This window comes from Microbulbifer weihaiensis, from assembly GCF_048323715.1.
Classification (GTDB): Bacteria; Pseudomonadota; Gammaproteobacteria; order Pseudomonadales; family Cellvibrionaceae; genus Microbulbifer.
In genome coordinates this window covers 867,943-881,359 of sequence record NZ_JBLWFL010000001.1, presented here as the reverse complement: position 1 = coordinate 881,359, position 13,417 = coordinate 867,943, and the positions used below count along the sequence as shown (strand labels likewise).

The 13,417-nt window shown below is 58.5% G+C and carries 11 protein-coding genes; 7 read left to right on the top strand and 4 right to left on the bottom strand.

Annotated elements, in window-relative coordinates:
* Positions 1-79 precede the first annotated feature (79 nt).
* Together ACNKU7_RS03710 and ACNKU7_RS03705 are read right to left on the bottom strand one after the other, a co-directional pair.
* Positions 80-1,390, bottom strand: a complete 1,311-nt coding sequence (locus ACNKU7_RS03710) for an NCS2 family permease (protein ID WP_418295609.1) — start codon at positions 1,388-1,390, stop codon at positions 80-82.
* Between the two features lie 277 nt (positions 1,391-1,667).
* Entirely contained in the window at positions 1,668-2,666 is a 999-nt protein-coding gene (locus tag ACNKU7_RS03705; protein WP_418295608.1) for a lipid A deacylase LpxR family protein, read from the bottom strand.
* Positions 2,667-2,910: 244 nt separating this feature from the next.
* Between ACNKU7_RS03705 and ACNKU7_RS03700 the strand changes: the two genes are divergently transcribed.
* The 3 genes from ACNKU7_RS03700 (at position 2,911) to ACNKU7_RS03690 (ending at position 6,539) form a co-directional block, all read left to right on the top strand.
* Positions 2,911-3,969: a bifunctional nicotinamide-nucleotide adenylyltransferase/Nudix hydroxylase gene (locus tag ACNKU7_RS03700; RefSeq protein ID WP_418295607.1), complete on the top strand. Its 1,059-nt coding sequence runs from the start codon at positions 2,911-2,913 to the stop codon at positions 3,967-3,969.
* A 71-nt stretch (positions 3,970-4,040) separates the two neighbouring features.
* Entirely contained in the window at positions 4,041-4,865 is an 825-nt protein-coding gene (locus tag ACNKU7_RS03695) for a metallophosphoesterase (protein WP_418295606.1), read from the top strand.
* A 258-nt stretch (positions 4,866-5,123) separates the two neighbouring features.
* Complete coding sequence (locus ACNKU7_RS03690; RefSeq protein WP_418295605.1) at positions 5,124-6,539, top strand: nicotinate phosphoribosyltransferase; 1,416 nt, start codon at positions 5,124-5,126, stop codon at positions 6,537-6,539.
* 58 nt (positions 6,540-6,597) lie between these two features.
* Here ACNKU7_RS03690 and ACNKU7_RS03685 read toward each other — a convergent pair whose 3' ends face one another.
* A complete protein-coding gene (locus tag ACNKU7_RS03685; protein ID WP_418295604.1) occupies positions 6,598-7,311 on the bottom strand; it encodes an NUDIX hydrolase in 714 nt (237 codons plus the stop codon).
* 243 nt (positions 7,312-7,554) lie between these two features.
* On the opposite strand from ACNKU7_RS03685, the gene ACNKU7_RS03680 reads away from it, so the two are divergent.
* Entirely contained in the window at positions 7,555-8,280 is a 726-nt protein-coding gene (locus tag ACNKU7_RS03680; protein ID WP_418295603.1) for a YebC/PmpR family DNA-binding transcriptional regulator, read from the top strand.
* Positions 8,281-8,412: 132 nt separating this feature from the next.
* Here ACNKU7_RS03680 and ACNKU7_RS03675 read toward each other — a convergent pair whose 3' ends face one another.
* Entirely contained in the window at positions 8,413-9,120 is a 708-nt protein-coding gene (locus ACNKU7_RS03675) for a M15 family metallopeptidase (RefSeq protein WP_418295602.1), read from the bottom strand.
* A 234-nt stretch (positions 9,121-9,354) separates the two neighbouring features.
* On the opposite strand from ACNKU7_RS03675, the gene ACNKU7_RS03670 reads away from it, so the two are divergent.
* Genes ACNKU7_RS03670 through ACNKU7_RS03660 form a run of 3 tightly spaced genes read left to right on the top strand, consistent with a single transcriptional unit; the run spans position 9,355 to position 13,372 of the window.
* Positions 9,355-10,554, top strand: a complete 1,200-nt coding sequence (locus ACNKU7_RS03670) for an MFS transporter (RefSeq protein WP_418295601.1) — start codon at positions 9,355-9,357, stop codon at positions 10,552-10,554.
* Positions 10,555-10,595: 41 nt separating this feature from the next.
* Complete coding sequence (locus tag ACNKU7_RS03665; protein ID WP_418295600.1) at positions 10,596-12,794, top strand: M1 family metallopeptidase; 2,199 nt, start codon at positions 10,596-10,598, stop codon at positions 12,792-12,794.
* Entirely contained in the window at positions 12,791-13,372 is a 582-nt protein-coding gene (locus tag ACNKU7_RS03660) for an NlpC/P60 family protein (protein ID WP_418295599.1), read from the top strand. The genes ACNKU7_RS03665 and ACNKU7_RS03660 overlap by 4 nt, the downstream gene beginning before the upstream one ends.
* Positions 13,373-13,417 lie beyond the last annotated feature (45 nt).

Sequence of the window (13,417 nt, the reverse complement as noted above, 5' to 3'; positions counted from 1 at the left end):
AACCCACTCCTGTTTTTGTTATCGGTTTGTCTGCACTTGGGCGTGCGCCCCTCGCCCACCCTCACCCTATGGCGCCCGCTTACAAAAAGGCAAACTTGGCAATAAAAATGACGCTCAGTACATAAAGGCTGATCGAAACCTTCTCATACTCACCGGTAAACACCTTGAGGATGGTGTAGGTGAGGAAACCCAGCGCGATACCGTTGGCGATGGAAAACGTCAGCGGCATCATGACTACGGTGACAATGGAGGCAATGGTATCGGTCTGGTCCTTCCAGTCGATATGCGCCAGCGCCCCCATCATCAGCATGGCCACATAAATCAGCGCGCCGGCACTGGCAAAGGACGGAATCATTGCCGCCAGCGGTGTGAAGAACATCGCCAGTACAAACAGGATACCGACAACAACCGCCGTCAGCCCGGTACGCCCGCCCACGGCCACCCCGGACGCACTCTCGAGATAACTGGTTACCGGTGCGCAGCCAAACAGCGCGCCGACCACGCTGGAGGTACTGTCCGCCTTGAGCGCCTTGGGCAGGTTTTCTATCTTGCCGTGCTCATCGATCAGGTTGGCCCGGTGCGCAACCCCCATCAACGTGCCGGCGGTGTCAAACATGTTCACAAACAGGAACGCCAGGATGACACTGACCATCCCCACATTCAGCGCGCCCTTTACATCCATGGCCAGCCAGGTGGGCGCCAGGCTCGGCGGCGTTGACACTATCCCCTGGTACTCCACCAGCCCGAGCCCCCATCCGATCAGCGTCACCGTCGCCATGCTGATCAGGATCGCCCCGAACACATTGCGCTGGCTGAGGATCGCAATCAGCAGAAAACACAGCCCGGCCAGCAGTGGCTCGGGCTCGCGAAAAGAACCGAGGCTGACCAGGGTCGCCTCATTGGGCACCACGATGCCGGCGGTTTTCAGCCCAATCAGCCCCAGAAACAGGCCGACCCCCGCCCCCATCGCAAACCGCAAACTGAGGGGGATGGCGCCCAGCAGCCATTCCCGTATCCGCGACAGGCTCAAGATCATGAACAGGATACCGGACAGGAATACCGCTCCCAGCGCCACCTGCCAGCTGTAGCCCATGTCGCCCACCACCGTATAGGCAAAGAAGGCGTTGAGCCCCATTCCTGGCGCCAGGCCAACCGGCCAGTTGGCATAAAACCCCATCAAAAAACACGCAATAGCCGCGCCAACACAGGTAGCCACAAAAGACGCGCCGTGATCCATGCCGGCGTTGGTCATCATGTTGGGAATGACAAAGATGACATAGGCCATTGTCACAAAGGTCGTGACCCCAGCGATGACCTCCTGCTTTACGGAGGAATTGTGTTCACGCAGCCTGAAAAAACGCTGAAAGAAACCGGACTGGTCGTGCTTCACTCGAATCTCCGTTTGGTACTGCCCAGGCCTTCAGCCATGGAAAAGCTGCCACGTTCACAGCGATCAGCAACCCGCAACAGCATATGCAGGGCGCGAGATATTTGCGCAAATATGCAATATCTTAGTTCCTTTACGTGAAACCAGCGGCGCGCAATGGGCAGGGGAAGTATTGATGTGACAGGCATATGCACGTCCTGTAAAAATGCGTGCGTATGCGTGGATCGCAGAGATTGGCGCCGGGCCGAGAGTATGGCTCTGCCGACGTGCCTGGCCGCTTTCAGAAGGCAGTCATCAAGCCAAATCCAGAAAAATTCAAATTGTCATACTGGCCGGAAAACTCCCGGGTTCTCCGCACATGATAGGCGGACCAGCGGAAACGACCGGTCGCAAGCACCAGTCCAAATCGCCACTCACCTACGCTCGATTCCTTTTCAACACTGTGGCTGTCTTTAAAGCTGTTGCCATCAAGAAAGATATCTCGCGCCACAAAGCGCTGCTGCCAGTCTGTAAAGACATACCAGCCACTGTCCAGTTTACTGCCACCAAATCCCGGCGCCTGTGTCAGGGGCGGCGCGCCATCCAAAGACACGCTGGAATAGAGATCTCGCCCGAAGCGCAGCCCGACGCCCGCGGCGAGCTGGGTGGAAACATTCCCCAGGTTGCCGCCCAGATTGGCCGACAGCTCCCAATCCATGTCCGAACGGCCCAAGGAATGGATGAATGCCCACTTGCGCGCATAACCGGCCAACACAGCCGGCTCATCACTCAACTGATTGTCCCAGCCATTCACTTCGTAAGTGTCTGCCAGCCCATGCAACCCGCGCTGTACCTGCTGCGCCCCCGAGGAAGGGCCGACAATGCCGGCACTGAGATCGAGACGGTCAACAATTTTCAAATTACTTGCCGGATGCAGCCGACCTGAAGCCAGCGACAGGCCAAAATACAGCCAGCCAGCGTAAGGGCGGTCGTCCAGTATCAGCTCGGTTTCCTCAATTTCATAGGGCGTAAAAATGGCCTGGCCCAGGAAATATTGCGCTGCCAGCTCCTGCTTGGCAGCCAGCCACGGCATAAACCTGCGCGGCCATTCCGGGGCAACATCCGCTGAATACGCCAGCTGCATTCCCTGGGTGTAATTAGCATCACTGGCGCCATCAAAGGAGTCGTTTTCTAACTGAAAAGACAGTGTTCCCGCGACAGCGGGCGCACATAAAACGGCCGCCAGCGATAACGCCTGCATCAACGGCCGCAGCAGTGCATTCCATGCATTTTTATCCATGGAGCGAGCCTAGACGAGCGAAACGATCGTGCCAGAAACTCGCGTAACTATAGGTGCCTATTTAGTTAACCAACCAAGCCTGTTTAACCAGGTAACCCCGCAACAGGGGCCGGCCCATGCCTGTGTCTGCGGCCTGCAGCAAAAGACTGCCGCTTGACATAGTGTCTATAAGACACATAATGGCACAAACCAACCACACAGCCCCGGATAGACCAGCCTGTAAATCAGCAAGGAGCTTGCTGCCATGTCCAGAGAGTATGATTTCGCGGTCTTTATTGGCCGTTTCCAACCGTTCCACTCAGGCCACCTAAAAGTGGTCGAAGAAGGCCTCGCGCGGGCCAACCGGCTCGTGGTACTGATCGGCTCGGCCTACCAGCCGCGCAATTCCCGCAACCCCTGGACACACGAGGAACGCGAGGCCTTTATCCGTTCCTGCCTGACAGAACAGGACAACAAGCGCTTGCTGTGCCTGCCGCTGATGGATGTGCCCTACAACGACGAGCTCTGGGTGCGCAATGTGCAGGATTCCGTCAACGGTATCGTGACCGCCCACCACGCCATTCCCCACCGGCCTCCCAAAATTGCCCTGATCGGACACCATAAAGACCACACCGGTTTTTACCTGAACCTGTTTCCCCAGTGGGATTCAGTCCCTGTGGATAATTTCCGGGAAGTCAGCGCTACGCCATTGCGGGAAGGACTTTTAACCGATGATGCCACTGCCTATCTGCAGGCGCTGGTCAACGATCAGGTGGTACCGGCGACCGTCGGGGCGCTTCTCGAACGGTTCATCAGCATGGATCCGGCGTACGGTGCAATGCGGGAAGAAATGGCCTTCATCAAGCGCTATAAATCTTCCTGGGCTGCGGCACCTTATCCGCCGACCCACGTCACCGTGGACGCCGTGGTGGTGCAATCCGGGCATGTGCTGCTGGTTGAGCGGAAAGCCTTCCCCGGCAAAGGACTTTGGGCGCTGCCCGGTGGCTTCGTCGACCCCAGTGAAAAACTGGTGGACGCCTGCCTGCGCGAGCTGCGAGAAGAAACCCGCCTGAAGGTACCGGCGCCGGTGTTGAAAGGTTCGATAAAGCGGCAGGGGGTCTTTGATGAACCGCACCGCTCAGCCCGGGGACGAACCATCACGCACGCTTATTACATTGAACTTGAGCCCAGCCAGCAGCTGCCCAAGGTAAAAGGTGGCGATGATGCCAGGCATGCCCGCTGGCTGCCGCTGGCATCGCTGAATCCCCAGGAATTATTTGAGGATCACTACTACATCATCCAGAATTTGATCGGCGGGGCCTGATATGGCCCGCCGGCTCATCCTGGCCCCCATTGCCAGCATTACTCGTTGTATCAGGGAAGCGCGTCGTACCCATGGCAATTTTTTGGAACATTGGCCAAAACCTGTCCGGCCGGGACTTCGTGGTCGGCGATGTACACGGTCACTGGCAGCAGCTGCAAAACCAACTGGCAGAACTCGCGTTTAATCCTGCGTGTGATCGCCTCTTCTGCCTCGGAGATATTGTCGACCGAGGTCCGGACAGCGCCGCCATGGTCGAGATGATCGACCAAAAGGTGTACTTCAGCATTCTTGGCAACCACGAGGCGATGATGATCGCCGGGTTTGAGGATCCCGAAGCCGTTGCCATGCACGCTGCCAACGGTGGCGAGTGGTTCTACCGCCTCTCCCCTGCTGAACAGCAAACTCTTGTCGACAAAGTCAGGCAATGGCCTTGGGCTGCAGAAATTCAGGCGCCACGGGGCACTGCCGGGCTCGTCCACGCCGATGTGCCTGACAGTGACTGGAATACCGTGAAGCAACTGCTGCGAGATATCGGCTCCGCTTGGGCCGGGGGTGCTCCCTTCTCCGAATCAGACATCTCAGCCGCGGCGCAGCCTCTCCTGTGGAACCGGGGCCTGATACGGCAGCTGTACCGGGATATTGTCGGGCTGCAGATTGGCAAGAGGGACATCGCAGACCTGAAGCGCGTTTTTCTCGAGCGGGAAGCTCGAATGGAGCGGCTCGGCCAGCACTCGCTGTCTCCATTCCAGGTTGGCGGTATCGATGCGGTATTTATGGGGCACTCCTATGTGCCATTCGCCACAAACGTCGGCAATTGCCATTTTCTCGACATCTACCGGGGCGAGCCCGGCGAGAAACTCGGCATCCTCTGTTTAAACGAGGCTCTCGCGAGCTAACCTGCCCGGGAACCGCCGCATAAAAGCGGCAGTAAATCACCTCCAGGCGCGCCCCCTAACCCACCGGCCATGCCACCAAGCGTATATCCACTGCGCCATTGGCGCGCAAATACACCCCAATTCAAAGGCTGTTCGAAAAAACGCTTGACTCCATAGTGCCCTAAGGACACTATACCCTCAGTTAGTGACTGACAGACACTAATAAGGCAAAAGCGCTGGAGAGACCGGTGCCAACATTTCTCACGGAGGATTTCCGCGATGCAAGACTACAACCCGATCCTGAATGTCGACAGCTATAAAACCAGCCACTACCTGCAATATCCGGAAGGCACGCAGTACGTAAGCAGCTACATAGAAAGCCGTGGCGGGCAGTTTAAAGAGGCCGTTTTCTTCGGCCTGCAAGCCTTCATCAAGCAATACCTGATGCAGCCCATCACCGCGGCGGACATCGACGAGGCCGAGGAAGTCTGTACCGTTCACGGTGTCCCTTTTCACCGCGCCGGCTGGGAATACATTGTCGAGCAGCACGGCGGTTACCTGCCCATTGAAATCCAGGCGGTACCTGAAGGCACTCTGGTCCCCGTGCAGAACGTACTCGCACAGGTCATCAACACCGATCCCGCGTGCTTCTGGCTGACGAGCTATATCGAGACTGCGCTGCTGCGGGCCGTCTGGTATCCAACCACGGTTGCCACCCAGAGCCGCGAGGCCAAAAAAATCATCCAGCGCTATCTGGAAGAGACCGCAGATACAATCGACGGGCTTCCGTTCAAACTCCATGACTTCGGTGCGCGCGGTGCCAGCAGCACGGAAACTGCGGCCATCGGAGGCCTGGCGCACCTGGTGAATTTCCAGGGCACCGATACCATCGGCGCACTGCTTGCCGGCCGGCGCTACTACAACGCCCCCATGGCAGGGTTTTCTATACCGGCAGCAGAGCACAGCACCATGACCAGCTGGGGACGCGACCACGAGGCCGACGCCTACAGAAACATGCTGACCCAGTTTGGCGGTGACGGCGGTATCGTCGCGGTAGTGAGCGACAGCTACGACCTGTGGCATGCCATTGAAAATATCTGGGGCGGCGAGCTCAAGGAACAGGTTGAAAACAGCGGAGGCACGCTGGTGATCCGCCCCGATAGCGGTGATCCCGTCGATGTAGTGACGCAAACCGTAGAGCGCCTCATGCGGATTTTCGGTGCACGGATCAATGACAAGGGATACCGGGTTCTGCCCGACTATATCCGGGTCATCCAGGGAGATGGTGTATCACTGCACACCATAGAGGGCATCCTCGCGGCCATGAAGGCGCGCAAGCAAAGCGCCGATAACGTTGCCTTTGGCATGGGGGCTGAGCTGCTGCAAAAGGTAAACCGGGACACCATGAAATTCGCCATGAAGGCCAGCGCAGTGCGCGTCAACGGCCTCTGGAGGGATGTATTCAAAGACCCGATCACCGACACTGGCAAGCGCTCTAAGAAAGGCCGCCTGGCCCTGGTTACCCGCGGGAATGGCACATTGCACACCATTCGCGAGCAGGATCTGGGCAATCGCACCAACCTGCTGCAGACAGTTTTCCGCAATGGCGAGCTGTTGATAGACCAGACATTCGAAGCCGTCCGCGCATTGGCCGCGGTACCCGCTACCGCTAACGAGCTGGCGAGGGCAGGTTAATTGTCCACAGGCACAGGAAAAGCCGGGCTGACCGGCTTTTCTTTTTTTAGGCGCTGACCTAGAGCTCCAGGTTGCGCACGAAGGTATGGCTGCCCGAGTCGGCCCGCATACGATAAAGCGTTGCCGGGCGCCCGGTTTCCGAACGTTTTTCACCGGTATCAACGAGCAGCTCGGCCTGCTCGATACGCCGTCGGAACGACTTCTTCTGCAAGGGCTTACCGATGATTACCTCGTGCACCTGCTGCAGTTCCGGCAGGGTAAATTTTTCCGGAAGCGCGTATGCGGGCACGATGCTGTAAAGTGCTTTCTGCACCAGGCGCTCGTGGGCAAAGCGGACAATCTCCTGGTGGTCAAACGCGAGATCCATCTTCCCGACCCGATCGAGTGGCACCCAGCTGGCATCCGCCACAGTCTCGACATGGCTCTGGCACACCTGATGGGCAATGAGCGCGGTATAGCAGACCGTGACGGACCAGCCCCGCTTGTCTCTGGCCTTGCCGCCAAAGGTATAGAGCTGCTCCACATAGGGTGGTACAACGCCGGTCTTCTCCTTCAACTTGCGAACCACCGTGTCTTCGAGGGTGCTGTCCTCGGCTTCAGACACGAAACCGCCCGGCAACGCCCATTTCCCCATTTCCGGGTGTGCGGAGCGTTTCACCAGCAGAACCTTCAGCAGCCCTTCGTGATATGTAAACAGAACCGCATCTACGCTCAGCAGGGGCGTATCGAACGCGCGTTTGTCATATGTGGATAAATATTCTTCTTCGCTCACGGCGCACCAAAGTGTCAAATAGCCACAAATCTTATTCCCACGGGCCTCGATCGGCAATGGACTTGAGCCGCACGCGGGGTACCGGCATATCCGCAGCGGCCCGTGACCGGCTTTGCCGGCCCCGGACTTGCGCTGTTACAAATTAGCCCCCTCCATACAGCTTCATTTCCCCCGCGCCGGCCAGTAAAATCGCCTCCTTTCAATAATACCCAGTGAATCCCAGCGATACCGGAGCATAACCCCATGGGCAGAGCCTATCAGAACCGCAAAGACTCGATGGCCAAGACCTCGAACATGAAAGCCAGGGTCTACAGCCGCTATGGCCGCGAGATCTATGTGACCGCGAAGTCTGGAGGCGTCGACCCCAACGGCAACCTGGCCCTGCGCAGCCTGATTGAGCGCGCCAAGAAAGACCAGGTGCCCAGCCATGTGATCGAGAAGGCCATCGACAAGGCCAAGGGCGGTGCCGGCGAAGATTTCTCCCGCGCCCGCTACGAAGGCTTCGGCCCCGGCGGCTGCATGGCGATCATCGAATGCCTGACCGACAACCCCAACCGCACATTTGGTGACGTGCGTCAGGCCTTCACCAAAACCAAAACCAAGATCGGAACCGAAGGCTCTGTCAGCCACAGCTTCGATCACCTGGCGATCCTCGTGTTCGCGCACGACGACGAAGAAGCAGTACTCGAAGCACTGATGGAAGCGGACGTCGACGTCACCGATATCGAGAATGAAGACGGCAAGCTTTCTGTGTTCGCGCCGCACACCGATTACTTCAAAGCCAAGCAAGCGCTGATCGAGGCCTTTGGCGATATCGACTTTGAAGTAGACGAAATCCAGTTTGTGCCCCAGACCTACACCGAAATCAGCGGCGACGATGTGGCACTGTTCGAGAAGTTCATGAACATGCTCAACGACCTGGAAGACGTGCAGGCGGTATACCACAACGTGGAAAACCCGCCGCTGTAAATGCCGGCGAGACCGATCCAGTATGGGTTGAGACCCCGCGGATTTATGCATAAAAAAGCCCCGCCGAGCGGGGCTTTTTTATAGTCAGCAAAATGGCTGCAGGCAGGCCGCGCGGTGCGCGACACACCGCCGCTAGCGCACCGGGAAATCGAAGTAGGTCTCCGGGTAGGGCTCGGGCTTGAAGGTATAGTGCCACCACTCTTGGGAATAATTCACAAAACCCTGCTGCTGCATGGCGTCGCGCAGAAGCATTCGATTGGTGCGCGCCTTCTCACTCTCCAGCGGATAGTCAGTGGCAGAGCGCTCGTCCATAAAGTCGAAACCGGTTCCCATATCCAGAGCAGCACCTGTCGCAAGTCCGTAAAGCCCCAGATCGACCGTGGCACCGCGGCTGTGGCCCGAACGCTCGGCGATATAGCCACGTTCAAACATAAGAGACTTCTCTTCCCGCGGGTAGAATGCCACCTTGGTGGTGTGATCTTCAGGCGCTGCCGCCCAGCGTACAAAATGGTCAACCGCGCGCTGCGGCCGGTAGCAGTCGAACAACTCCAGGCCCAACCCCTCTTCCGCCAGTCGCTCGGCCACCCGCGCCAGTGCCTCTGCGGCCTCTGCAGCCAGCAGACAGCGATTCGCTTCATAGCCATCCAACCGCTCGCCGACAAGATTGTCGCCGCGGAAGTAGCGCAGGGCGACCTTTACGTTGTCACCCTCTACCGCTGCGAATTCTGGTGATTCTTGCGGAATTTCCGCGTGGCCTGTTTCGGCCATATTGCCGTCACAGGCCGTCGCCATGAGTGCCGCGGCAAGCAGGCAGGTGGTGATAAGCGGGCTAGGTTTCACGATGCCTCCGGAGCCATACTCCTGATTGATTGCAATCCATGACCGACAGGTATAAAACCGATCCTATCAATTTCCGAGTACGAATAAACGCCAGCACTTATCGCTCTGACCTATAGGCGATCATTCGGAAAAGCCAGCGGACATCTTAAACTCACCGGTTTGATGGCGTATTCATCTCCGCCAGGTACTGACTGGCGGCTGCGCGGGACTGCCCGAAAACGATAAGAAAAAGTTATGAAGACCTCGCCGGACTATTTACCCAACCTCATCAGCCTGCTGGTTGTGGCCATGATGGGGGCCTCGATACTTACCCTGCTGCCGCTGTGGGTGGGCGCGCTCAGTGAGCAGGGGCATTTCACCTCCCAGGAAATCGGGTGGCTGGCGGCCGCGGATGTGATGGGCATATTTATCAGCTCGGCCTCGGCGCTACTGTGGGTGCGCAGAGTACCCTGGCGAAACGTGGTGCTCGGAGGGCTGCTGCTGTTTTTCCTGGGCAATATCGCCAGCCTTGGCCTTACCGAGTTTGGCAGCCTGATGTCAGCCCGCATCATCGCCGGAATCGGCTGCGGCTCGGCCTACGCGATCGCGCTCGCGGGGCTGGGTGATCATCGCTCACCACCACTCGCGTTCGGGCTGATGGTCACGGCACAGGTAGTGTTCGGCACAATCGGATTCTTCGCCGTCCCACGCATAATGGAATTCGCCCACATCAATGGGTTTTTCCACTATTTGAACGGCTGGCTGGCACTGGCACTTGCCCTGTGTGCACTGGCTTTTCCCCGCTCACAGAAACAGGCCGACACCGCATTGCACCGCCGGGGCCTGCGAGGGCTCGCTCACGGCAGGTCGTTGCTGGTATTTGCCACCACGGTGGTTTACTACTGCGGAGTCTCTGCCGTTTGGGCTTATCTGGAGCGCATTGGCATCCATCTCGGCTTGAGTGGCTCCCAGGTTGGCGACCTGCTGGGTATCGGCTTCGCCATCAGTGGTCTCGGTTCCCTGGCCACGCCCTGGCTCAGCACGCGCATTGGTCGCACCGCCGCCATCAGCCTGGCGATGCTGGTTCAGGTTGCCACCATGGCCTGGCTCATTGGCGGCGTTGGCGGGACAGCGGCGGACAGTGCCGGATCCTACCTGCTGTATGCCGGTGCCACGATCGTGTTCCAGTTCTTCTGGAGTTTTTCCCTGCCGCTGCTGATGGATCAGTTCAACCGGGTGGACGACAGCGGGCGCTTTATCGTGCTCTGCGCCAGCGCATTCAAGGTGGGCGAAATTATCGGGCCGCCGTTGGCGGCAATGCTGATGGGGGAAGGCAATGTCGTTGCCGTATTGTGGCTCGGTATCGCCTGTATGGCGGTGACCCTGGCGATGGCCGCGACCACGGAAACCCGCCCTGCAGCCAGGACATCGTCACCTGTGGGCGAGCCATGCTGAAAAGGCTAGTTTCAGGACTCGGTATTTTCAGGAACCGGCCTATGGTTCAGCGCCGGTACGTCCTGTTTGGCTTGTACCTATTCACCGGTGCCCTCACCGCCAACGCGACAACCGAGCGTACCTTTGCAACGGATCCGGCAGCCGATCCCTTTCGCCGCCTGACCCAGACCGAATTAAATCTGGGGGCTTACCGTGCCCGCAATGGATTCCCGGCAGAATCCTACTGGCAACAGCAGGTGGATTATCAGCTGAGCGCGCGCCTTGATCCCGCCAACAGCCGCCTCACGGGCAGTGCCACAGTGAGCTATCACAATAACTCCCCCGACAGCCTGCGCCACCTGTTTTTTGCCCTGGATCACAATGCACTGAAACCGGATTCAGCAGCGACGTTGCGGCTCGCGGCCTCCGCTGACCAAAGCGATCATGCGTATCAGCGCGCGCGCGCACTCGATGCGGGGAGCGCCTCGGGATTTAAACTGACGCGCGTGGAAGGTTCCCGCGGCCAGCCGCTGTCCTGGCAGGTACGCGACACACTGCTCCAAATCTCGCTGCCAGAACCACTACCTCCGGGCCACACCGAACAACTGCATTTCGAGTGGACACTGCCGCTTACGGAAAAGGGCGCTACCGGTGCGCGCAGCGGTTTTGAAACCCTCGCGGACAACACCCGTATTTACCTCGCCGCACAGTGGTTTCCACGCGCAATGGCCTACACCGACTACGCTGGCTGGCAGCTCAAACCGTTCCTGCAACAAGGGGAGTTTTCCACAGAGTTTGGCGACTATTCCGTGTCGATCGAAGTACCCGCCAGCTATACGGTGGCTGCCAGTGGCGAACTCAAAAATCCGGAAGACATTTTCGACGCACAGCAGCTTGTCGCCTGGCGCTCGGCAGCACAGGCGCCCATCTGGCTGATCGATGCCCACCGCGCCCAGCAGCGACGCACTGATCCCGGAAACAACTTCCTGCAGTGGCAATTTAGTGGCAAAAGGCTGCGGGATTTCGCGTTCAGCGCCTCCCCGGCCTTTCTGTGGCAGAGCAAGCGCGATGCCAGCGGCCGACGCCTGCAGCAATTTTTCCCCGTCGAGGCGGCGCCACTATGGGAAAAGTTCGGGCTGGCAGCAATCGAGCACACCCTGAGCATCTTTGACGCGGCGCTTATGCCACTCAGCGACCCCAGTGTCAGTGTGGTGAACACCGAGGGCACCAGCATGGAATATCCGGGCTTTGCCACTGTAGCCGCGCGGCCCGAACGCAGCGAAAGTAGCGAAGGCAGCGAGGGACTTCCGGCCTGGGAGGCGCAAACGAAGTACGATTTTATCGGCAGCGTGATACATGAGGTTGGCCACAATTATCTTCCCATGCACATCAACACCGACGAACGAGAGTGGGCGTGGCTGGATGAAGGACTGGTAAGTTTTATCGAATATCGTGCCGAGCATGCCTGGGAGGCCAATTTCGATGTGATTTACGGCGAACCCCGATCCATTGCCGCTTACACGGCCAGTGCAGAGCACCAGCCGATCATGACCAGCGCCGATCATCTGCGGATGAAGATCGACAATGCCTATAACAAAACCGCCAGCATCCTCAACTGCCTCCGTCATCTGGTACTGGGGACAGAGCGCTTCGACGGGGCACTCGCAGAATTTGCACGAGCCTGGGAGGGCAGGCGCCCTACCCCGGGAGATTTTTTCCGCGCGATGGAGACCGCCGCCGGCGCTGACCTGAGCTGGTTCTGGCGCAGCTGGTTCTACCAAAACCACAGTATCGACCTGGGCGTGGAAGGTCTCACACTCGACGGGCAGCGGCTCGCTCTCACGCCTGTTGATATGGAAGATTCCCCCGCAATTGCATTGACCGCAGGGGGCCTGCGTACATTTGTGGTTGACCAGCAGCCGGCTCTCGCCGACAGCTACACACGCCCGTTACCGCAGTTGCCGGCGGAAGCCACGCCCCTGACACTCAGTACGCAACCGGACAGCCACTGGTACACGCTCACCCTGTCCAACAGCGGTGCCGGGCTGTTGCCGATACCCATCGAACTGCGAATGGCGAACGGTGAGCGCTTTGCGATAGACCTGCCCGCGCAGACCTGGATGAAAGCGCAACACGGCGTACTTAACCTGCGCCTGCCGGTTGCGGCCGGACTGTCACTGGCCGGGATCTGTCTTGACCCCTTATGGCTGACCCCCGATACGCGCAGAAGCAACAATTGTGTAGAGGTGCAATTCCCATGAGAAGATTCGCTTTATTCGCGGTACTTGCGATGCAGCTTTCCGTAACCGCCTGTGGCGATTCCGCGCCGGCTACCGCATCCGAATCATCCTCCGAAAGCCGCGCGTCGCAGCCGGAGCAGAGTCTCGCCGATAAACTGGTTCGCGAGGCGCTGCCCTGGGAAAACCGCGAGTACCGGCTGGGCAAAGCGGAACAGTGCATGAACTGGACGCGGGAGGTATTGGTCGCTGCCTGCGGTGGACATTTTGCCAGCCTGGAAACCAAAACCCCCTGGGATCAACATCTCCTCGGCCCCGGGGATGAATTACTACCGGAACATGTCGATTCCCTTGCGGGCGATGAGTTCGGGGAAAAAGTCCACACCGTTGCCGCACTCATTCCCGGCGACCTAGTGTTTCTGAAAAATACCTATGGCGACTGGGCCGATGGTGTACTCACCCATGTGGGTATAGCCCTGGGTGACGGTCGCTACATCCACCGTATGACCTCCAATGAGGGACTGGTAAAGATCAACAAAATCCCGGTGGAAGATTTCGATTCTGGAATTCGCCTGAAGGACGCGCTATGCCAAACCCCGTAAGAAAGCACCAGGAAAATCGGTAACAGTCACTGCAACCCGGGGTAT